This is a genomic window from Fictibacillus sp. S7, from assembly GCF_004127935.1.
In the GTDB taxonomy this organism is placed as follows: Bacteria; Bacillota; Bacilli; order Bacillales; family Fictibacillaceae; genus Fictibacillus_C; species Fictibacillus_C enclensis.
The window spans coordinates 824,409-844,792 of sequence record NZ_QJKL01000001.1 but is presented as its reverse complement, the minus strand read 5'-3'; the positions used below and the strand labels follow the sequence as shown (position 1 = coordinate 844,792).

General features: G+C 45.9%; 22 protein-coding genes and 1 other annotated feature (1 of these 23 only partly in view). Of the genes, 20 read left to right on the top strand and 2 right to left on the bottom strand.

Annotation, left to right across the window (positions count from 1 at the left end):
- Positions 1-6: 6 nt before the first annotated feature.
- The 12 genes from DMO16_RS04325 (at position 7) to DMO16_RS04270 (ending at position 12,222) form a co-directional block, all read left to right on the top strand.
- Entirely contained in the window at positions 7-783 is a 777-nt protein-coding gene (locus tag DMO16_RS04325; protein WP_061970124.1) for an SDR family oxidoreductase, read from the top strand.
- 42 nt (positions 784-825) lie between these two features.
- Positions 826-2,448 (top strand): long-chain-fatty-acid--CoA ligase, encoded by a 1,623-nt coding sequence (locus DMO16_RS04320; RefSeq protein WP_129475602.1) that lies wholly within the window; start codon positions 826-828, stop codon positions 2,446-2,448.
- An 80-nt stretch (positions 2,449-2,528) separates the two neighbouring features.
- Positions 2,529-3,095, top strand: a complete 567-nt coding sequence (locus DMO16_RS04315; RefSeq protein WP_129475600.1) for a TetR/AcrR family transcriptional regulator — start codon at positions 2,529-2,531, stop codon at positions 3,093-3,095.
- 26 nt (positions 3,096-3,121) lie between these two features.
- Positions 3,122-4,006 carry a 3-hydroxyacyl-CoA dehydrogenase family protein gene (locus DMO16_RS04310; protein ID WP_129475598.1) on the top strand — a complete coding sequence of 295 codons (885 nt, stop codon included), beginning with the start codon at positions 3,122-3,124 and terminating at the stop codon, positions 4,004-4,006.
- Positions 4,006-4,785, top strand: a complete 780-nt coding sequence (locus DMO16_RS04305; protein WP_061970133.1) for an enoyl-CoA hydratase — start codon at positions 4,006-4,008, stop codon at positions 4,783-4,785. Before DMO16_RS04310 ends, DMO16_RS04305 begins: the two co-directional genes overlap by 1 nt.
- A gap of 27 nt (positions 4,786-4,812) precedes the next feature.
- Positions 4,813-5,232 carry an acyl-CoA thioesterase gene (locus DMO16_RS04300; protein ID WP_129475596.1) on the top strand — a complete coding sequence of 140 codons (420 nt, stop codon included), beginning with the start codon at positions 4,813-4,815 and terminating at the stop codon, positions 5,230-5,232.
- A gap of 28 nt (positions 5,233-5,260) precedes the next feature.
- On the top strand, positions 5,261-6,319 hold the full coding sequence (locus DMO16_RS04295; RefSeq protein WP_129475594.1) for a phosphotransferase family protein: 1,059 nt from the start codon (positions 5,261-5,263) through the stop codon (positions 6,317-6,319).
- Positions 6,320-6,357: 38 nt separating this feature from the next.
- Positions 6,358-7,131 carry a 2-phosphosulfolactate phosphatase gene (locus DMO16_RS04290; protein WP_129475592.1) on the top strand — a complete coding sequence of 258 codons (774 nt, stop codon included), beginning with the start codon at positions 6,358-6,360 and terminating at the stop codon, positions 7,129-7,131.
- Positions 7,131-8,897, top strand: a complete 1,767-nt coding sequence (locus DMO16_RS04285) for an acyl-CoA dehydrogenase family protein (RefSeq protein ID WP_129480304.1) — start codon at positions 7,131-7,133, stop codon at positions 8,895-8,897. Before DMO16_RS04290 ends, DMO16_RS04285 begins: the two co-directional genes overlap by 1 nt.
- A gap of 12 nt (positions 8,898-8,909) precedes the next feature.
- Positions 8,910-9,689 carry an SDR family NAD(P)-dependent oxidoreductase gene (locus DMO16_RS04280; protein ID WP_129475590.1) on the top strand — a complete coding sequence of 260 codons (780 nt, stop codon included), beginning with the start codon at positions 8,910-8,912 and terminating at the stop codon, positions 9,687-9,689.
- Between the two features lie 21 nt (positions 9,690-9,710).
- Positions 9,711-10,490, top strand: a complete 780-nt coding sequence (locus DMO16_RS04275) for an enoyl-CoA hydratase/isomerase family protein (protein ID WP_129475588.1) — start codon at positions 9,711-9,713, stop codon at positions 10,488-10,490.
- A 43-nt stretch (positions 10,491-10,533) separates the two neighbouring features.
- Entirely contained in the window at positions 10,534-12,222 is a 1,689-nt protein-coding gene (locus tag DMO16_RS04270; RefSeq protein ID WP_061970151.1) for a long-chain fatty acid--CoA ligase, read from the top strand.
- Positions 12,223-12,279: 57 nt separating this feature from the next.
- Here DMO16_RS04270 and DMO16_RS04265 read toward each other — a convergent pair whose 3' ends face one another.
- Entirely contained in the window at positions 12,280-13,398 is a 1,119-nt protein-coding gene (locus DMO16_RS04265; RefSeq protein WP_129475586.1) for an NAD(P)/FAD-dependent oxidoreductase, read from the bottom strand.
- A gap of 141 nt (positions 13,399-13,539) precedes the next feature.
- Between DMO16_RS04265 and DMO16_RS04260 the strand changes: the two genes are divergently transcribed.
- Complete coding sequence (locus DMO16_RS04260; RefSeq protein ID WP_061970155.1) at positions 13,540-14,259, top strand: YebC/PmpR family DNA-binding transcriptional regulator; 720 nt, start codon at positions 13,540-13,542, stop codon at positions 14,257-14,259.
- A gap of 34 nt (positions 14,260-14,293) precedes the next feature.
- On the opposite strand, the gene DMO16_RS04255 is transcribed toward DMO16_RS04260, so the two are convergent.
- On the bottom strand, positions 14,294-14,596 hold the full coding sequence (locus tag DMO16_RS04255) for an HNH endonuclease (RefSeq protein ID WP_129475584.1): 303 nt from the start codon (positions 14,594-14,596) through the stop codon (positions 14,294-14,296).
- 183 nt (positions 14,597-14,779) lie between these two features.
- On the opposite strand from DMO16_RS04255, the gene DMO16_RS04250 reads away from it, so the two are divergent.
- The 7 genes from DMO16_RS04250 (at position 14,780) to DMO16_RS04220 (ending at position 20,216) form a co-directional block, all read left to right on the top strand.
- Positions 14,780-14,959 (top strand): hypothetical protein, encoded by a 180-nt coding sequence (locus DMO16_RS04250; protein WP_061970160.1) that lies wholly within the window; start codon positions 14,780-14,782, stop codon positions 14,957-14,959.
- Entirely contained in the window at positions 14,943-16,091 is a 1,149-nt protein-coding gene (spoIIP, locus tag DMO16_RS04245) for a stage II sporulation protein P (protein WP_061970162.1), read from the top strand. Before DMO16_RS04250 ends, spoIIP begins: the two co-directional genes overlap by 17 nt.
- A gap of 45 nt (positions 16,092-16,136) precedes the next feature.
- Positions 16,137-16,625, top strand: a complete 489-nt coding sequence (locus DMO16_RS04240; RefSeq protein ID WP_129475582.1) for a DinB family protein — start codon at positions 16,137-16,139, stop codon at positions 16,623-16,625.
- Between the two features lie 230 nt (positions 16,626-16,855).
- Positions 16,856-17,776 (top strand): dihydrodipicolinate synthase family protein, encoded by a 921-nt coding sequence (locus tag DMO16_RS04235; protein WP_241840453.1) that lies wholly within the window; start codon positions 16,856-16,858, stop codon positions 17,774-17,776.
- Between the two features lie 371 nt (positions 17,777-18,147).
- Positions 18,148-18,558 (top strand): hypothetical protein, encoded by a 411-nt coding sequence (locus DMO16_RS04230; RefSeq protein ID WP_129475578.1) that lies wholly within the window; start codon positions 18,148-18,150, stop codon positions 18,556-18,558.
- Entirely contained in the window at positions 18,555-19,829 is a 1,275-nt protein-coding gene (locus tag DMO16_RS04225) for an ammonium transporter (protein ID WP_061970171.1), read from the top strand. The genes DMO16_RS04230 and DMO16_RS04225 overlap by 4 nt, the downstream gene beginning before the upstream one ends.
- A gap of 138 nt (positions 19,830-19,967) precedes the next feature.
- Positions 19,968-20,216 (top strand): hypothetical protein, encoded by a 249-nt coding sequence (locus DMO16_RS04220; RefSeq protein WP_129475576.1) that lies wholly within the window; start codon positions 19,968-19,970, stop codon positions 20,214-20,216.
- A 52-nt stretch (positions 20,217-20,268) separates the two neighbouring features.
- Positions 20,269-20,384 (top strand) — a binding site (T-box leader) (it continues 104 nt past the right edge of the window).

Genomic DNA, 20,384 nt, shown 5'->3' with positions numbered 1-20,384 from the left:
GAAACCATGAATGTCATGAAGCTTTTTGACCTGACAGGCAAAACCGCCATTGTCACAGGCGGCGGCAGAGGCCTGGGTCAGCAGATTGCCGAAGCCCTGGCCGAAGCAGGAGCAAACGTGGTGCTGTGTTCAAGAAAAGTGGAGGCATGCCAGGAAATTGCCGGGAAGCTGGCCGCCGGCCTGGGTGTACGTACGCTTGCATTGCCGTGTGACATCACCAATCCGGATGATGTAAAAAACGTGGTGAGCGAAACCATCAGCACCTTCGGAACCATTGATATTTTAGTAAACAACAGCGGAGCCACCTGGGGAGCTCCTGTTGCGGAAATGCCATACGAAGCCTGGAAAAAAGTCATCGATGTGAATGTCACAGGGACCTTCCTTATGAGCCAGGAGGCTGGTAAAAAGATGATTGAACAAAAATCCGGCAAAGTTATCAATATTTCTTCCGTTGCGGGCCTCGGCGGCACCGATCCCCGCTTCATGGATACCATTGGCTACAACACAAGCAAGGGAGCAGTTATAACGTTTACAAAAGACCTAGCTGTGAAATGGGGACAGCACAATATCAATGTGAATGCCATCGCTCCGGGCTTTTTTCCAACCAAAATGTCAAAGGTACTGATGGAACACGGTAAGGATGCCATATTGGGAGGAACACCGCTTAATCGGTTTGGTAATGCAGATGACCTGAAAGGGGCAGCTCTGTTTCTTGCTTCCGGCGCTTCCAATTACATTACAGGGGATGTATTGATTATAGACGGCGGAGCTCATGCCATGTAGGTTAACGTAATGAATTCCATTTTATCTTCTGGAGGGTGAATAATGAGTGAGGTAAATACCTGGAAAAGGAAAAGCCATTATCCCAAAACCATTCAGCCAGAGATTCAGATTCCCGAGTATACCATTCCACAGCTTCTTGAACATACAGCAGAAAAGTATCCCGACAATATTGCCTTGTCCTTTTATGGTCATAAATCTACCTATAAAGAGCTGCAGAATCTTGTGCACCGTTTCGCTTCAGCCCTGCAAAAGGAAGGATTGAAGGAGGGGGACAGAGTGGCCGTCATGCTGCCAAACTGCCCGCAATATACCATTGCCTATTACGGAATCCTTGCCGCAGGCGGCATTGTCACACAGGTGAATCCGATGCTTGTTGAACGGGAATTGCTGCATATTATCGAAGACAGCGGTGCGGAGATGATGATTGTCTATGAACCGCTTGTTGACCAGGTCAACAAGGTTGAACAGTTGTTTTCGCTAAAAACGGTAATTTCGGTAAGTTTTGATCATCAGCCAAAGCTGCAAGATGTTCCCTCTTTCTATCAATTTTTGCAAAAAGGGGATCTCCCATTTCAAAGAATTCCCGTTTCTCCAGATGAAACAGCGGTTTTACAGTATACAGGCGGGACGACAGGAAGGTCCAAGGGGGCCATGCTGACCCATCGCAACCTCGTCGCCAATGTACTGCAATCGTATGAGTTTTTTAAACTTACTATGGAAATCGGCAAGGAAAAGTATTTAACGGTCATTCCTCTTTTTCATGTGTTTGGAATGACTTCCTGTATGAACATGGCCGTATACACGGCATCCGAGAGCATCCTGCTTCCAAGGTTTGATCTGGAGGAAGTGCTGGAAACAATCAAAAATGAGCAGCCTACTGTCTTTCCCGGTGTGCCGACCATGTACGTGGCCATCACCAATCATCCCCTGGCCGAAAACTATTCGATTGACTCTATTAAAGTATGCAACAGCGGAAGTGCCCCCATGCCGGTGGAATTGCTTCAGGAGTTTGAGAGAAAAACAGGTTCGGCTATTTTGGAAGGCTACGGGTTATCGGAAGCGTCACCAACAACGCATTGCAATCCTCTCTTTGCCGACAGGAAAGCAGGGAGTGTGGGAATCGGGCTGCCTTCAACAGACTATCGGGTGGTAGATCTGGGTTCGGGAACCAAGGAGGTAGAAACCGGTGAACTCGGTGAGCTGATTATAAAAGGCCCGCAAGTTATGAAAGGGTATTGGAACATGCCGGAAGAAACCGAGCATGCCCTGCGGGATGGGTGGCTGTATACAGGGGATATCGCCAAAATCGACGAAGATGGCTACGTTTATATTATGGACCGTAAAAAGGACTTGATTATTGCGAGCGGTTACAATGTGTATCCCCGAGAGGTTGAAGAAGTCCTTTATGAACATCCTGCGGTCAGGGAAGCTGTGGTGATTGGCGTTCCCGATCCATACCGGGGCGAAGAAGTGAAGGCCATTCTTGTACTGAAAGAAGGAAGAGGCGCGACAGAAGAAGAGATCTTCCATTATTGCAAACAAAATCTTTCCGCCTATAAAGTGCCTCATCTCATCGAGTTCAGAAGTGAGCTTCCCAAAACGAATGTGGGAAAAATCTTACGAAGAGCTCTTCGGGATGAAGCAAGAATTCAAGCAAATCAATAAGAACTGGAGATGAAAAATAAGAGAACAAAGCAGGATGCCTAATTTTTTCTGTAAACAAAAAAGATTGTGAGGATACGAACATGAAAGAAAAAATTACTGAATGCAGCATCTCTTTATTTGAGAAAAATGGATTCAGTGAAACATCCATCCAGGATATCGTGGATGCGCTTGGCGTAACAAAAGGAACGTTTTACTATTATTTTTCCAGCAAAGAGGAACTGCTGATGAACATTCACAATGGGTATATTGATGAACTGTTGTTTCGGCAAGGGAAAATTCTCGAAGATTCTTCAATGACGAGTAAACAAAAGCTGTTTGAAATGGTGTATACCTTGATCGGCAGTATCAGACAGGCAGGCGCGAGCGCCAAGGTGTTTTTTCGGGAAATCAAAAACCTGAACGAAGAACGGCTTTCCCAAATTGTGCCTAAGCGGGACCGCTTCCGCTTTAATCTTGAAAAGCTTATAGAGGAAGGGATCATACGCGGGGAATTTCGCGGAGATCTGAATCCGTCCATCGTCACATTCGGAGTACTTGGTGCGGCCAATTGGAGCTACCAATGGTATAACCCGGACGGGGAGCTGTCTGAAAAAGAAGTGGCTGGAATTTTTGTTGAAATGATGCTCAACGGCATTGCCAATCAATAATACAGGATTACAAGGAGGGCTAAAAAATGAGAGTGGAAGATTTGCAGCAAATTACCGTGTTGGGAGCCGGCCAGATGGGGCACCAGATTGCCATGCTCTGTGCGCTTGGAGGATTTGAAACCGTGATTCAGGATATCAATGAACCGGCCCTTAAGTCAGCGGAAAGCAAACTGCATGACATTATGGACCGCTGGGTATTCAAGGGACGATTGTCAGCAGAAGAGAAGGAGAGTGCGTTCAAAAGGCTGCGATTTACAAGCAATTTTGAAGATGCCGTCAGACATACCGATTTTGTTATCGAAGCGGTAGTGGAAAAATTGGAGGTCAAACGGGATGTGTTTGCCCGGCTGGATGAATTGGCTCCGCCTCATGCCGTCTTTGCCTCCAACAGCTCGACGATCGTCAACAGTCTGGTCGCGTCTGAAACCGGCCGTCCGGATAAAGTTGTAAACATGCACTTTTTCTTTCCACCGCTTGTGATGGATTGCGTGGAAGTAGTAATGAGCGAGAAAACGTCGGAAGAAACTGCCCGGCTTGCCATGGATATTTGCAAAAAGATCAACCGCACAGCGGTATTGCTCAAAAAAGAGATATCCGGTTTCATCGCCAACCGGATTTTGGGTGCTTTACAAAAAGAGGCTCTGAATTTGTATGAACAGGGAATCGCGGATTTTAAGGACATTGACATCATCTGCCGAAAGGCGCTTAACCATCCGATCGGGCCGTTTGAATTAATGGACCTGTCGGGGATTGACGTTGGATATTACGTATCCGAGCAGCGTTATAAGGAAACAGGTAACCCGGAGGACAAGCCGGCTGCCTGCATCGAGGAAAAGGTGAAGCAAGGGCATTTGGGCAGAAAAACAGGACAAGGCTGGTACACATACAAAAAAGAAGGAGTGAAATCATAATGGGAAAATTCCTTGATGTCGTGAAAGAAAATGCGGTGGCGGTTATCACCATTCAAAATCCGCCTCTGAATGTTTTGAGTAAAGCAGTTTTTCAGGAACTGGATGATGTTTTCATGGAATTGGAACAAGATCCAGAAACGGTAGCTGTAATAGTAACTGGAGCCGGAGAGAAGGCCTTTGTTGCAGGAGCAGATATTAAAGAATTTCCACAGTTGATGGGTAATCCGGACATGAAGAGCTATGTTATGGATGTTCATATGATTCTAAACCGGATTGATTTCTTTCCTAAGCCAACGATTGCGGTATTGAACGGCCTGACGTTTGGCGGCGGATGTGAACTGGCACTTGCCTGTGATATGAGAATTGCTGAAGAGCATGCACAGATCGGTCTGCCTGAAGTGACGCTCGGATTGTTTCCTGGAGGAGGGGGAACACAGCGGCTTCCGCGTCTCGTAGGCGTAGCAAGAGCAAAGGAAATGATGTTTACCGGTGAACCTGTTACGTCGGAGACGGCTCTCGGAATCGGACTTGTCAATCATGTTGTTCCATCCGGCGAGGGGCTCAATGAGTCGAAAAAGCTTGCTGCCAAGATTACACGCCATTCACTGCAGGCCTTATCGAGAATCAAGCGGTCCGTGGATGAAGGGTTGGAAAAACCATTAACTGAAGGCATTGAGCTGGAAGCTTCTCTTTTTCAGGAAGTGTTTCAGACAGAAGACATCAAAGAAGGGGTGCAAGCCTTTTTTGAGAAGCGAAAACCCGCATTTATGCATCGTTAAGAAGCACACAAATAAGGAGAGAACGGTATGCATACCATTGATCTGACTGTACGCTTTTGTGAAACGGACGCTTTAGGCCACGTTAATAATACCAGTTATTTTATTTACCTTGAGGAGGCCAGAGTAAAGTTCTTTGAATCTCTCGGTTTTGGGGTCAGTACGGAAGAATGGAATTTCATTCTCGCCTCCACCACGTGTGATTTTAAGGCACAAGGATATTTCAACGATAAGCTCACCGTTGATACCAGTGTTTCCTCTGTCGGCAATAAGAGCTTTGTTCTCACGCATGAAGTCCGGAGAAAAGAGACGAAGGAACTGGTCGCCAAAGGGAGCGCCACCCTTGTATACTTCGATTTTAAAGCCCAAACGACCGAAATCATTCCCGATGAATTGCGCGCGGCCCTGACCCGTCATGCAGCGAGGCTGCCGGTTGAATCGGAATCTTAATTCATTTTCGGATTGAGGAGGGAAACACATGAGTCAGGATACCATCGCGGTCAGAAGTGGAGAAGAGCTCGATACAGGAACACTTGAGCGGTTCCTTCACCGGTCGTTACACGATCTGCCGGAGGAGCCTTTGGAAATACAGCAATTTTCCGGGGGACATTCCAATTTAACCTATCAGCTGAAAATGGGAAGCTGGGAAGCGGTTCTGCGGCGGCCGCCCCTCGGTCCTGTTGCGCCAAAAGCGCATGACATGGAACGGGAATACAGAATTTTGTCTGAAATCCATGAACTTTTTTCTCCTGCGCCGAAGCCCCTTCTTTTTTCAAAAGGAGAGGAAGTAATCGGAAAACCATTCTTTCTTATGGAAAGAAAGCGCGGAATTGTAGTGGATTCGGCTTTTCCGGAAGATGTGAATGCCACAGAAAGCTTATGTAAACATATTTCCCAAGAAATGGTGAGGCAGCTTGTCCGGCTGCACAGCATTGATTATACAAAAACAGAGCTGATAAACATCAGCAAGCCGGAGGGTTTTATGGAACGGCAGGTACACGGGTGGATCTCCCGATATGAACGTTCAAAAACAGAGGATATTCCTGAAGTGGATCACCTTACACGGTGGCTCGCTTCCCACATTCCGGACAACACTGAAGCCTGTTTGATTCACTATGATTATAAACTAAACAACAGCATGTTTGACGCAAACCTTAATGAAATGACCGGTTTGTTTGACTGGGAGATGAGCACGGTCGGCGATCCGCTCGCTGATCTTGGCGTTGCTTTGAGCTACTGGATGGAAGCAGATGACCCAGAGCTTTTAAAAACAGGGCTTGGAAAACCTTCCGTTACGGTCATGAAAGGCTTTTATTCCAGGAATCAGTTTATTGAGGATTATGCGAGTCTAAGCGGCAGAGATGTCAGCTCGATTTCTTTTTACCTGACCTTTGCCTATTTCAAGCTGGCCGTCATCTGCCAGCAGATTTATTACCGTTATCTTAAAGGACAGACCCGTGACTCCCGCTTTTCCGGTTTTCACCATTTTGTAAAAAGCTTGATACTGCACGCATCAGATACGGCGTTTCGGAATTAGGGTTGAATTAAAAAGCGTGTGATACAAGAGGTGAAAAGATGAAGGTACATGTGCTGTTAACAAAGGAAGAAATCAATGCAGAGAGGTTAAGAGAGAATGGAAAAGTGGCGGTTGTTCTTGATGTGCTTCTCGCCACAACAACCATCATTTCAGCCTTGAACGAAGGCGCAAAGGAAGTTATTCCTGTTATGGATGAAAATGAAGCGTTTTCTCTCTCTCAATCTCTCAAACACGAAAACTTCATATTAGCTGGAGAACGTGACGCCCGACCGATTGAACACTTTCACTATCCAAGCCCGACCATGCTTTCTCCGCTCGTTCTGGGCAAATCTCTGATTCTCTCTACAACCAACGGAACGATTGCGCTTAAGAAAGCGGAATCAGCGGAGCGTGTTTATATTTCATCTCTTCTCAACAATAAAAGAACGGCACAGCAGCTCCTGGACTGTCACCAGGAAAGCACGATTGTGATTATTTGTTCAGGCAATGCAGGGGAGGTCAGTCTTGAAGACGTGTACGGAGCCGGACACCTTATCCACTCCTTATTGGACCTCTCGCAAAAGAGCTTAAATATGAGTGATGCCGCCAAAATGGCCTATTATTTGTTTTTGGGAAACCCGTACAAAGCCTCTGAACTGTTGTCCTCTTCCTCTGTGGGGAAACTTTTTGAAAGGCACGGACTGTTTGACGATCTGCAGCTTGCTGCCACTGCAAATACAGTATCGGTATTGGCGGTGATGAAAAACGGGACTGCCCTGCTGGAAGAGGAGCATGCTTCTCAATCCGAGATTAGAAAAGTGAGGGATATATGATGGAAGGTATCCGAACGAGAATCAAAGGATCGCAATTTTTGTTAAAGGGGATGGAGTCGCAAGACATTTTTACCCCCGAAGACTTTTCCGGTGAGCACCGGATGATTGAGAAGACCGCCCGGCAATTTATTGAAAAAGAAGTGGAACCTTTCCGGGATCCTATTGAAAAGCAAGATTTTAAAAAAATCATCGCTCTACTGAAAAAAGCTGGGGATCTTGGCCTTCTTGCCCACAGTATACCGGAAAGCTATGGCGGTCTTGGACTGGATAAAATCAGCAAGGGCATTGTAGGGGAGGCGATCGGCCACTCCAGCGGCTATGGTGTGGCCCATTCCAATCACACGTGCATTGCGACGCTGCCGATTACTTATTTTGGCACACCGGAGCAGAAGGAAAAGTATCTTCCGAAAATGGCATCCGGTGAATACATCGGTGCCTATTGCCTTACTGAACCGAACGCCGGTTCCGATGCGCTGGCCGCCAAGACAACCGCTGTTCTTAATGAGGAAGGTACTCATTACATCCTGAACGGAACAAAAATTTATATTACAAATGCGGCATTTTCCGATACGTTTATCGTTTATGCGAAAGTAGATGGAGAGAGGTTCACAGCCTTTATTGTTGAGAAAAGTTTCCCCGGATTGTCACTTGGTCCGGAAGAAAACAAAATGGGAATCAAAGGCTCGTCCACCCGTTCGGTCATTCTTGAAGATTGCCGGGTTCCTGCAGAAAATCTTCTTGGTGAAGTAGGAAAAGGTCATGTCATCGCCTTGAACGTATTAAATCTGGGACGATTTAATCTTGGATCGGCGTGCATGGGTGCAGCCAAACACGGTTTGAAAAAAGCGGTCCATTTTGTTCAGGAACGCAAACAGTTTAAACAGCGTATCGCCGATTTTGCGGCCAGCAAAGAAAAAATTGCCAAGCTTGCCGCCCGGCTTTATGCTGCAGAATCACTGCAATACCGAACCGCCCATCTGCTCGAAGATGCGCTTGGGAGCCTTGATGAACATGCGGATTTAAAAACAGTGGGAACCGCGATGAGCGAGTATGCCACGGAATGTGCCATCTGCAAAGTGTACGGGTCGGAAACTCTCGATGTGACGGCAGACGAAGCCTTGCAGCTGCATGGCGGAGCAGGGTTCATTCAGGAATATGGCATGGAACAGCTGTACAGGGATTCCAGGATCAACCGGATATTTGAAGGGACCAATGAGATTAACCGCCTGCTGATCCCTACCCACTTTTTTAGAAAGGCAATGAAGGGCGAGGTGGATTTAGAATCAGCTCTCCGAGAGGCTGCTAGTTATCTGGAGAAGGAGAACGATGATGAGAAAGACGATATGCAAAAAAGCGTGGAAACACTTCGGCACCTGTATCTTCTTTCAGCCGGACTGGCCTACAAGCGTTTCGGTGAAAAGCTTATGCATGAGCAGGAAATTTTGATGATGCTGGCCGATCTCGCCATTCTCACCTATGCAGCAGAGTCTGCAATTCTTCGCACCATGAAGGAAGCAAAGCAGAACGGGGAAGAACATGCATCTCTTAAAATCGCTCTGTCACAGACTCTGCTTGATGAAAGCTTGTGGGAAGCTGAAAAGCTAACACGGAAACTGATTCTGGAACTGGCCGAGGGAGAAAAAGCACAGCAGCTGCACTTGCTTGTTGTTCAATCGTGTAACCGCTGTCATTCTTATGGTCAAGGAATAAAACGCAACCGGATGATTGCCGAAAAACTATATGATGCCAATGGCTATATTTGCTAAAGGAGACAAACAATGAAATTTGGAGGTTCGATTGCACTTGTAACAGGGGCAGGAAGCGGTATTGGAAGAGCAGCAGCGATCAAACTGGCAGAAGGCGGAGCTACAGTTCTCCTTGTTGGAAGAACGGTGTCCAAACTGGAAGCTGCCGCTTCAGAAATCAGCAAAATAAGCGGAGCCCAGAAGCCGGAAATCTCTTCTGCCGACGTAACGAAAGAAGAAGATGTGGAAAAACTGGCAGAATATGTGAAAACTCGTTTCGGTGATCTGCACATTCTTGTGAACAATGCCGGCGGCAGCAGCCAGACGTCCATCCTGAACACACCAGTCATTGAATGGGATTACGTGCAAAGCGCGAACTTAAAAAGTGTCTTTCTCGTTTCGCGCATTCTTGGCAAAGTGATGATCAAAGGTGTAAAAAGGGAAAACGAACACAAAGCCAACCGTGCCATTGTGAATGTTGCCAGCTTATCAGGGCATCAGGCTGGCGCACATATCCCCCATTACAGTGCGGCCAAAGCAGGGGTGATCAATTTTACAAGAGCACTCGCATTGGAGCTTTCCCCTTACAGTATACGGGTGAACTCGGTATCACCAGGATTTATCGAGACACCACTGACCGAGGAAGGACTCGAAAACGAACAATTCGTCAAAGCGATTGAAAAAAATACGGCATTGCGAAGGATCGGCAAGCCCGAGGAGATTGCGAACATCATCTCTTTTCTCGCGAGCAGTGAGGCTTCCTATATGACCGGATCGGATGTTCTGGCCGACGGCGGCTGGCTTATTAAATAAAACATAGCAGGAGGAATTTGTATGGAACAAGATCATCTATTAATTGAAGCGGAAGGCCCGATTTTAACACTAACACTAAACCGTCCGGAACGCTTGAATTCATTCAGTGAGGAAATGATTACAAGTTTGACAGAAGCTCTGAGAGAGGCTCAGAATTCTGGTGAAATTAAGGTGATTATCCTGAAAGGAGCCGGCCGTTCGTTCAGTGCTGGCGGAGACGTAAAAACGATGGGACAGGCCACACCACAGGATGTTTATGAACATATTGGTAAGCTGAACCGGTGTATTTTAACTATGAAAGAAACCGAGATTCCGATCATTGCGGCTGTGCATGGCTTTGCGGCAGGAGCCGGATTTAATCTTGCGATGGCGTGCGATTTGATCGTTGCAGCCGAGAACAGCAAATTTGCGCTCAGCTTTTCACAGGTGGGTTTGATTTCGGATGGAGGAGGATCTTACTTTTTGCCAAAACTGATCGGTCCTCACCTTGCCAAGCAGTTCTTTTTCAGCGCAGAGCCGATTCCTGCCGAACGGCTTTATCAGCTAGGGGTGATCAACTATTTGTCGCCGCTTGAGCGAATAGAAGAGGAGGTGGGTCAACTGGCAGCAAAACTTGCCAACGGTCCGGTTGGAGCGTATGGAAAAATGAAAAAGCTGATTGATGCTTCTTATCAGTCTACCCTTGAGGAGATGCTGGAGCAGGAACGGCTGAACCAAACGCTGATGATCACAACAGAGGACCATCAGGAAGGCATTTCGGCCTTCAAAGAAAAAAGGCAGCCTGTATTTACCGGCAAATAGATGTAAAACGCATGCAGGATGAACCATTGACAGGAGGGTCATGATGAACACAAGCCACTATCCTTATTGGCCGAAACGAGTCAGCAAAACGCTGACTGTCCCTGAAACAACACTGTATGATAACTTGCTCGTTTCCGCACGCCGGTATCCAAAGAAAACGGCATTATCTTTTTACGGAGCCAGCATGACCTATGAAAAACTGCTACAGCAGGTGGATCATATTGCCGGATATCTGCAGCAGGAACTGAACGTTCGGCAGGGTGACCGTGTCATGTTGTTTATGCAAAATTCCCCTCAGTACATCATCTCTTGTTATGCCATCATGAGGGCGGGTGCGGTTGTAGTCCCATTAAATCCGATGAACACGGTGCATGAGCTGGAGTTTTATATCAAAGACTGTAAGATCGCGGCCGGGATTGTAAGCCAGGAGCTATATCCCCAGATTCAGCCGCTCTTATCAGGCACTTCCTTGCAGCAGATTTTAATCGGAGCATATTCTGATTACCTTAGCAGCGAAAGAATCTCTCACCATGTTCCAGCTTCTGTCCTGGAAAGCCGGCATCCGGTGAACCGTAAAAACCATCATTGCTGGCAAGAAGCGCTTGATCGGGAAATCCCTCCCTCTGACTATGAGGGCCATGCGGATGATATTGTTTGTCTGCCTTACACATCTGGAACAACAGGATTGCCAAAAGGCTGTGTACATACAAACCGGACGATACAGGCCAATGTTACAGGTGCGGTGAACTGGATGAACACCATGTCGGACAGCATTCACCTTGCGACGCTTCCACTTTTTCATGTGACGGGGATGCTTCACAGTATGCATGCTCCCATTTTTGCAGGTTCCCAAATCGCTGTGCTCACCCGGTGGGACCGAAACGCGGCTGCAGAAACCATTCAATCCGAGAGCGTAAGCCACTGGGTATGCATCAGCACAATGGTGATCGACTTTCTGTCTCATCCTGACCTTATGGATTATAATTTTTCGTCACTGTCGAGCATCGCAGGAGGAGGAGCGGCCCTTCCGAAGGCGGTGGGAGAAAAACTTTATCAGCTTCTAGGGGTGAAGTTTGTTGAAGGGTACGGCCTTTCCGAGACGATCTCTCATACGCATTTCAATCCGCCTGACCGGCCAAAGCTTCAGTGTCTCGGTATTCCTTCATTTGATGTGGACGCCCGCATCGTGGACCCTGCTTCATTAAAAGAGCTGGGAGTTGGTGAAATCGGGGAGATCGTTGTGGCCGGTCCGCAAGTGTTTTTAGAATATTACAACCGTCCGGAAGAGACGAAGCAAGCCTTCTTTGAAAAAGACGGTAAACGCTTTTTCAGAACAGGAGATATAGGACGCTTTGATGAGGAAGGCTATTATTTTATGGTGGACCGGGTGAAACGGATGATCAACGCCTCGGGCTTTAAAGTGTGGCCGACCGAGGTGGAATCTCTCCTTTACGACCACTCTGCTGTACTGCAGGCATGCGTAGTCGGCATTCCTGATCCGAAACGCGGAGAAACGGTAAAAGCTTTCATTATTTTAAAGGAAGAACACAAGGGGAAAATAACGGAACAGGAGATCATTGACTGGTCCAAAGAGCACATGGCTGCCTATAAATGCCCGAGAACCATTGAGTTTAGAGAATCGTTTCCAACAACGGCCAGCGGCAAAATTCTTTGGAGAAAGCTGCAGGAAGAAGAAAAGTCCAAAAGGGAATCTATTTCAGCGTCTAAGTAGTTTTTGCACCAGTTCAGGCATTACAAGGGAAGACAGCGGACAAAAACCGCTGTCTTCTTACATATCCATTGCTCCTTGTACGTTATAGGGAGAAAGATCGAGGTCCGGCTCCTGTCCGAGGGCAAGCATGGCCAGCTGCTTTCCGATGAACGGCCCCATGGTAAGTCCGGAAGCGCCAAGCCCGTTAGCAAACAACAAGCCTTCCCATCCGGGAATCGGGCCTACGACCGGCAGGAAACCGGGGGTAAATGGGCGGAAGCCGGTGCGTGCTTCTGAAAATTCCGCATCTGCCAGACCGGGAGCAGTGGCTATTCCTTTTGCAAAAACCTCATTCAATCCGCCGGCAGTAATCCTGGTGTCATAACCCTCAGGATCGTTTTCATGTGTAGCTCCAATTACAATTTTCCCATGATCAAATGCAAGGACATATTGATCACTAGGCGGCATGACAACCGGCCAGGAATTTGTTTTTTCCGAAATATTCAGGTGGGCGATTTGTGCTTTTTGGAAGGTGACCTTCATGTTCATGCCAAGTGGCTCGAGCAATGCATTGGTCCAGGCACCCGCACAAATAATCACAGTTTCTGCTTCATACGTTTTCTCCCCTGCTTGAACTCCGGTTATCTTTTTCCCCGTAAATAGCAGAGAAGCGCTATCCCGAACATGTTGTGCCCCGTGTTTGACCGCACCGCGAATTAACGCATCCCGAAGTGCCCGGCCATCAACGCGGGCAGCTCCGCTTACATGAACCGACCCCATATCATCAGGCAGGAGAGGAAACTTCCGCTTTGTTTCTTCTGGCGTTAATTGTGTAATCTCTCCCATTTCCGGTGCATCTTCTTTTCGTTTCAATGCGCGTTCTTTCATTTTAAGCAGCTTTTCTTCGTCCTGATGCAGGCTGATGGCCCCTACTTGGGCGTAGCCGGTGTCAACTTCTCCATCTGCTTCAAGCTGGCTGATAATTTCAGGGTAAAATGCTGCTCCATTTTTCGCAAGAGCATACCATGCTTTGTTCCGGCGCTGAGAGATCCACGGACAAATGATGCCTGCAGCCGCATCGGTTGCCTGTCCTCTGTCTTTGCGGTCAATGAGCACAACCTTCACATTTTGTTTACTTAACAGATAAGCCGCAGAGGCACCAAGAATTCCGCCGCCGATAATAATAATGTTTTGCATGAATCAGCATCCTTTGTTTAGAAAATTCCTCTTTTATTATAACCGAATCCTTTCATGGAGAAAAAAGTCCATTTTATGTATAATAAGAGATGTTGAACACTTTGACAGAATGAAAACGAAGTTGAAAGAGAGTGGAACATAATGGGACGTAAATGGAACAATATTAAAGAAAAAAAAGCGTCAAAAGACGCAAATACAAGCCGGGTCTACGCTAAGTTCGGCCGTGAGATTTACGTGGCAGCCAAGCAGGGCGAACCGGATCCTGAATCCAACCAGGCATTAAAAGTCGTGCTGGAGCGTGCAAAAACGTACAGCGTGCCGAAAACCATCATTGACCGTGCGATTGAAAAAGCGAAGGGCGGTTCAGATGAGACGTATGATGAACTGCGCTATGAGGGATTCGGCCCTAACGGTTCGATGGTGATCGTTGATGCGCTGACCAATAACGTGAACCGTACCGCAGCGGAAGTTCGCGCTGCCTTTACGAAAAACGGAGGAAACATGGGAGTGTCCGGATCAGTTGCTTATATGTTTGATGCAACGGCTGTTTTTGGAATCGAAGACAAAACGGAAGAAGAAGCAATGGAAATTCTTCTTGAAGCCGATGTCGATGCGCGTGATATCATACAAGAAGATGATGCTGTGATCGTTTATGCGGAACCGGATCAGTTCCACGCGGTTCAGGAAGCGTTCAAGCAGGCAGGCGTAACCGACTTTACAACGGCTGAACTGACCATGCTCGCACAAAACGATGTAAGCTTGCCGGAAGATTCACAGGTGCAGTTTGAAAAGCTGATCGACACACTCGAGGATTTGGAAGATGTCCGCCAGGTGTACCATAACGTTGATTTGGGCGAATAATGAAAGTAAAAGACCTTGATAGCCAAGGTCTTTTTTATGTTCTCCTTTTTCGCTCTCTTGATTTCCGGGTTCGGATCAGCCTCGAAGCGGGCTGTTTTCTGATCCATTTAATGAATTTTCCTATTTTTTCATCCTCTCTGAGTAGAGGAATGGTATTTAGTCGTGCCGCCAGCTCCTCGTTGGTGTAAAGGGCATGGATTTGCTTATGACATGGCAAACAAAGGGAGGACGCCGGTTTAAATGTGCCCCCCATTTCCTTTGGAGTCAGATGGTGTATTGTCGTTTCTGCGTTTTCTCTCCCGCATAATTCACACGTTCCCAGCGCATTTTTTGGCATGGCTACAACCTCACTTTTTTCTCTTCTTAACTATGTCACCCATTTTTGTGAAAAATAAACGCTGTTGGCTCAGACTCATGAAACTAGCAAGTTTTTCAGCTGAAAAACTTCTGTCAAATTCAGAATAAACTCTCGCAATCTGAATATAGTTTACTAGAAACGAAATGGAAGAAGGGAAATGACATGGGACTTCAGGAAGTTTACTTCTGGCTGCTGATGATGATCGTTACCACCGTTTACAGTTATTTGTATCTCTCGCCGTTATTTACTGTCAGCTTTTTTATAACCGGCTTAATTATGGCCAGTCTGGTGTATATGGCCGTTGAGATTAAGGAGGAGGAATGGGATGAGAAACAGCAATAACCGGGTTTTCTCAACAGGTTTGAAGATTTCTCTCTTGAGCATTCTTCTTTTTTTTATTGCCGGTTTTATCTCATCCGCTGAATTCAAGTTTGATGTTTCATCTTCTATTGTGAAGAAATGGTTCAATAACTTTACCGCTGAAGCGATGGTGTATGCGATTGGTTCAGAGAATCCGTACTATACGCAGGTGCTGCCTAAAGAAAGCAAGCCGCCGGCTCTATCTTCTGTGATGCTGCAGCTCATGACGAGCCTGCGGCCGGGAGATCCCCGCAGCCTTCTCGGTTCGGAGCTGCCGGGCTTTGCTATTTTTGATTCTGAAATTTATATTGCCGGTAAAGGAACCAATTATTCCACGCTGCCAATCGAGCCTACGCTTCCTTTGCAAGAGGTATTGCAGCCGAATGAACCGAACGAAAAGAACGCGGAAGTGGAGCAGCCGGAAAAGAATCTTCCGCCTCCTAAGCAAAACACGGAAGGACAAGTTGTTTATATCTACCATTCCCACAGCTATGAATCATTCAGACCGGTGTTAAAAGGCGGAAAGTTCACGAGCACGGATCCGAAGACCAACATCATTTCTGTGGGGGACCGGCTAAAACAGGATTTAGAGACGCGGGGAATCGGGGCATCGCATGATACGTCAAATGTCGGGGAAAAGCTAAACGCGAGGAAATGGGGAACAGGCAAGGCCTATGCTCTCTCGCGAGAAACCGTCCAGCAGGCTATTGCCCAAAACCGAAGGCTTTCTTATTTCGTTGATATTCATCGCGATTCGCAGCCAAGAAAGCTGACAACGATCTCCATCAAAAACCAGGATTATGCGAGGATTTGTTTTATCGTTGGCCGGGAGCATCCTTCGTTTCAAAAGAATTTGCAGCTTGCCGAAGAGCTCAACCGCCGGGTCAACCAAAAATATCCACACCTGAGCAGGGGGGTCATCATCAAAAACAAATATGAAGGAAACGGCATTTATAACCAGGATCTTTCCAATAATGCCATGCTGATTGAAATCGGCGGCATTGATAATGACTTCCGTGAATTGTATCGAACCACCGACGCGTTTGCCGATGTGTTTGGCGACTTTTACTGGCAAGCAGAGAAGGTTAACGGCGGGGAAAGAAAGAAAGAATAAAGAGCTGAATTTTCAGCTCTTTATTTGTGCAAAGGAGAGGAAGATATGGAAACGATTGAATATGAATGGGTGAAACAGACAAGAAAAATTATGCTGGACGTTTGCGGTAACCTGACAACCGAAATGCTGACTGCAAACGTGGAGGGATTTGGCTATCCATCGATCCGCAATCTACTGGTTCATACAGCAGATTGCTACTACGCCTGGCTGGGCTCCTTTCTTTTGCTGAGGACCAAAACACCGCTCACTCCAAAAGACAAATTTGAGGAGATGAGCCTGAACGACATCAGGGAAAGGTTTTCACAAGTTGATCTTTACGTGAAAGATATTTGGAGTGAGTATGACGGAAGGATGGAGGAACCTGTCAATAGAATCATCCCGTGGAGAGCTACCGGGGAGTCTCTTTCCATGACGCCAAGACAGTTGTTGTTTCATACAGTGACTCATGAATTTCATCATAAAGGACAAGTCATGGCGATGATGCGGCAGCTGGGGATGGAACCGCCAAATACAGATGTTTTGGGAGTGGATTAAAATGAAATAATTTCACGTACCGTATTTATAATATATAAAATAAATAATGAATAAAAAATATTTTCATCATACCTCTCGTCATAATTCAAATATTTCTGAAAAAGTGGTACACTAAATTTACGATATCCAAAACTGAGTTTTATATTATAGAACAATTAAATAGTCATTACATAACAAGCTCAGTTGATATTTCTTAAGTCCAACCAGCACACGAAAGAGGAGAGATGAAAATGCCTGTAAAATTCCAGGGAGTGATCCCGCCAATTCCAACCATCCTTCATAATAAAGGGAAATTAGATGAAAAGGGTATGGGAGCACTTATCGACTTTTTAATTGAATCAAAGGTTGATGGGTTATTTTTTCTTGGATCCGGCGGAGAATTCAGCCAGATGCCAATCGCACTAAGAAAGGAAGTCGCAGCCTTTGCTATCCGTTATGTCAATGGACGGGTTCCGGTATTAATCGGAACTGGGACCCCAAGCACAATGGACACCCTTGAGTTAAGTCACCATGCCAAGGATGCGGGAGCAGATGGCATTGTTGTCATTAATCCATACTATTGGACTCTTACAGAGGAGAACCTTTTCAAGCATTATGCCGACATCGCTGAAGCTATTGATTTGCCAATCTTGCTGTATAACTTTCCGGGTCTTACCGGACAGGACCTTTCGCCAGAATTTGTACTCCGGCTGGTGAAAGCGTATCCCAATATTGTCGGAATTAAAGAAACAGTAGAGTCTGTAGGACATACTAGGGAAATGATTTATACCGTTAAGTCATATAAAGAAGATTTTGCGGTGTTCTCCGGTTATGACGATCATTTTCTTAATACCTTATCTCTGGGAGGAGATGGTTCGATCCCTCTTACCGCCTCATTTGTACCGGAATTCTCTGTTGGTATCTACCAGGCGTTTAAGAAAGGAGATTACAAAAAGGCAATTGAATTGCACAGAAAACTGGCACCAACCCTTTCACTGTATAAACTGGACTCTCCGTTTGTGAATGTGGCCAAAGAGGCGATTGCTCTGCGCGGGATTGATATCTCGACGGATGTGTTGGCACCTGCACGGCCATTAAATGAGGAGAAGAAAGCACAAATAAAAAGCTTCCTGTCACAGCTCCTGGATGAATCGGCAGTTTTAGTAAAATAATCATTTGCCTCGAGCAAATGCGAAAAGCCCAATTTCTCGGATAATCCTATGAAATCGCGAGCGTTTATTGATGAAATTTAGCCATCCCTAATCAGTTCCTTACATAGGCGAGACCTGTTTTTACAACAAAGCTTTCTATGAAAGATATGTGTTTAAGTACAGTGACCAGTAAATTAAAAATATGTGATATAAATTTTCTATATCTGAACGAAAAAAGCCTGATTTCTCAGCATTTAAGTTGAAAAATCAGGCTTTTTTGATGTTTAAGAATCCAAGAACAATAATATTCTTAACATTCGGTTATTGACGGAACAGAAACTCTTTCGATATAATGTTAGAAAATATAACATTGAATTGTAAGGGGTATTTACATGATCGTACAGGATGAGCTCAATCAAAATGTGAATATGCATATGGCGGAAACTGAATTACTGGAGATACTTCACTTTATTCGCACGAAAAAAGAACAAGAGATTGACAAAATTAAAAGCAAGATTAATAAATACGTACAAAAGAAAAATGCCGAGGAAACCTTCTATCAATCGCTGTCCCCCATGAGGAAATTATTTACCGGCCGTTCACCGAGCCATCATCAGGCTGTTGAATATATCGCTCATGTAAAAGAGCCGTTACAGCAGATTGAGCGTCTAAAGCAGGGACTTTTTGAACTCAATCATTCCATACGCTCTCTGCAGGAAGAACACAGGGAAGAAATAACGCTATCAACGTCCATTTTTAGAGAAGTAAGAAATAATCATAGAATGGAGAACTTTTCATCATGACGATACAAACATTAAATACAGGAATTGATACCATATGGGTGGTCTTAACGGCGGCCATGATTATTTTGATGGAGGGCGGCTTCGCGTTGCTTGAAGCGGGGTTTGTACGTCACAAAAATAATGTCAACATCATTATGAAGGTATTTGCGGATATTACCATTGGCACCCTTTGCTTTTATTTGATCGGTTTTGGACTCATGTATGGGAAAGACGCATTCGGGTTACTTGGAACCAACGGTTTCATGATTAAAGGGGATTTATCCCATTTGGACTTTTTAATTTCTACGGATACATTTTGGCTGTTTCAGGCAGCTTTTGTTATAGCGGTTATTTCCATCGTATCCGGCGCTGTCGCGGAGCGAATCAACTTTCGTGCTTATATTCTTTATGCCATCCTTATGACCATTTTTATTTACCCTGTTGCCGGACATTGGGTCTGGGGCGGAGGCTGGCTTGGCAAACTCGGAATGCAGGATTTTGCTGGATCAGGCGTCATTCATGCGCTTGGCGGTTTTTCAGCACTGGCAGCCGCGATGTTTATCGGACCACGGAAAGGGAAATTCACGCCTCAAGGGATGAGTACAGTCTCGTTGCCTAGTAACCTTCCGTTAGCATCGGTGGGAGCCTTTTTGCTTTGGTTCGGCTGGTTTGGATTTAATGCAGGAAGTACGTTGAGCGCAACGGATGCCAGGATTGGCCACATTGCTATCGTAACCATGTTGTCTGCAGCATCAGGAGGAGCGACAGCGATGCTCTTTACACTATTTCGCTACAAGCGGTCTGACGCTCCTTCCGTCATTAATGGATCACTGGCAGGACTTGTGGGAATAACTGCCGGATGTGCCTTTGTCAGTGACTCATTCGCGATATTAATTGGTGTTGTTTCCGGACTTGTGATGTTGTTTGCGACCCACTGGCTGGAAATCAAACAGATTGATGATCCCGTTGGTGCGTTTCCTGTACATGCAGCCTCAGGGATATGGGGAACGATTGCCGTTGGCCTGTTTGCAACTGATAATGGATTATTTACAACAGGAAGTTGGCACTTACTCGGGGTTCAAGTACTCGGCCTTTTGGTCCTATGCACATGGGGATTTGTATTAACCTGGTTAGGTTTGAAATTGATTCAGCTATGGATTCCTGTCCGTTCCACCGAAGAGGAAGAAGAGGTGGGGCTGGATATCAGCTACCACGGCATGGTAGCCGCCTTTCAGGAACAAGAGTTTATCAAGTATGAGAGCAATTACCTCCATTATAAAGAAGAAGATTAATGCCTGTGCCAGAAAAAACGCCTTTTGACGAAAGGCGTTTTTTTACTATAATTTTATTCTTTTTGAAGTACAAGTACTTCTTTATAAAGAACAAAAGTGGTATAATAGCACTACTATCAAACAGGCGGGTGAAAGAAAATGAAATCATGCAAAATGGAAGGGTGCGACAGACCTGTGGCAGGCAGAGGACTTTGCCATATGCATTATAAACGGTGGGCAAGGCATGGTGATCCTGAAGTCACAATGGTAAAAAAAGAATGTAAAGTAGCAGGCTGTGAACGCCGCCATTTTTGCAAGGGATATTGTGAGCCCCATTACCGGCGCATGCGGAAAGAAAAAGCCCTGGAAGAGGAAATCAACCAAATCAACCAGCAAAATAAAATATAAGAATTTTCTTGACAATAATAGATCACGTGCATCATAATATATTTTAAAATTGCTAAGCGCGTTAACAGGAACCAGTAAATTGGAAGACATGCGCAAGAGAGTGGAATCCACCGGCTGAAAGATTCCATCGTCATGAACCAATTGAACCTACTCCTCGAGCTGTCAGAT

Coding starts and splice junctions, on each gene's coding strand:
- DMO16_RS04325 (WP_061970124.1), top strand. CDS start 7: ATGAATGTCATGAAGCTTTTTGACCTGACAGGCAAAACCGCCATTGTC.
- DMO16_RS04320 (WP_129475602.1), top strand. CDS start 826: ATGAGTGAGGTAAATACCTGGAAAAGGAAAAGCCATTATCCCAAAACC.
- DMO16_RS04315 (WP_129475600.1), top strand. CDS start 2,529: ATGAAAGAAAAAATTACTGAATGCAGCATCTCTTTATTTGAGAAAAAT.
- DMO16_RS04310 (WP_129475598.1), top strand. CDS start 3,122: ATGAGAGTGGAAGATTTGCAGCAAATTACCGTGTTGGGAGCCGGCCAG.
- DMO16_RS04305 (WP_061970133.1), top strand. CDS start 4,006: ATGGGAAAATTCCTTGATGTCGTGAAAGAAAATGCGGTGGCGGTTATC.
- DMO16_RS04300 (WP_129475596.1), top strand. CDS start 4,813: ATGCATACCATTGATCTGACTGTACGCTTTTGTGAAACGGACGCTTTA.
- DMO16_RS04295 (WP_129475594.1), top strand. CDS start 5,261: ATGAGTCAGGATACCATCGCGGTCAGAAGTGGAGAAGAGCTCGATACA.
- DMO16_RS04290 (WP_129475592.1), top strand. CDS start 6,358: ATGAAGGTACATGTGCTGTTAACAAAGGAAGAAATCAATGCAGAGAGG.
- DMO16_RS04285 (WP_129480304.1), top strand. CDS start 7,131: ATGGAAGGTATCCGAACGAGAATCAAAGGATCGCAATTTTTGTTAAAG.
- DMO16_RS04280 (WP_129475590.1), top strand. CDS start 8,910: ATGAAATTTGGAGGTTCGATTGCACTTGTAACAGGGGCAGGAAGCGGT.
- DMO16_RS04275 (WP_129475588.1), top strand. CDS start 9,711: ATGGAACAAGATCATCTATTAATTGAAGCGGAAGGCCCGATTTTAACA.
- DMO16_RS04270 (WP_061970151.1), top strand. CDS start 10,534: ATGAACACAAGCCACTATCCTTATTGGCCGAAACGAGTCAGCAAAACG.
- DMO16_RS04265 (WP_129475586.1), bottom strand. CDS start 13,398: ATGCAAAACATTATTATTATCGGCGGCGGAATTCTTGGTGCCTCTGCG.
- DMO16_RS04260 (WP_061970155.1), top strand. CDS start 13,540: ATGGGACGTAAATGGAACAATATTAAAGAAAAAAAAGCGTCAAAAGAC.
- DMO16_RS04255 (WP_129475584.1), bottom strand. CDS start 14,596: ATGCCAAAAAATGCGCTGGGAACGTGTGAATTATGCGGGAGAGAAAAC.
- DMO16_RS04250 (WP_061970160.1), top strand. CDS start 14,780: ATGGGACTTCAGGAAGTTTACTTCTGGCTGCTGATGATGATCGTTACC.
- spoIIP (WP_061970162.1), top strand. CDS start 14,943: ATGAGAAACAGCAATAACCGGGTTTTCTCAACAGGTTTGAAGATTTCT.
- DMO16_RS04240 (WP_129475582.1), top strand. CDS start 16,137: ATGGAAACGATTGAATATGAATGGGTGAAACAGACAAGAAAAATTATG.
- DMO16_RS04235 (WP_241840453.1), top strand. CDS start 16,856: ATGCCTGTAAAATTCCAGGGAGTGATCCCGCCAATTCCAACCATCCTT.
- DMO16_RS04230 (WP_129475578.1), top strand. CDS start 18,148: ATGATCGTACAGGATGAGCTCAATCAAAATGTGAATATGCATATGGCG.
- DMO16_RS04225 (WP_061970171.1), top strand. CDS start 18,555: ATGACGATACAAACATTAAATACAGGAATTGATACCATATGGGTGGTC.
- DMO16_RS04220 (WP_129475576.1), top strand. CDS start 19,968: ATGAAATCATGCAAAATGGAAGGGTGCGACAGACCTGTGGCAGGCAGA.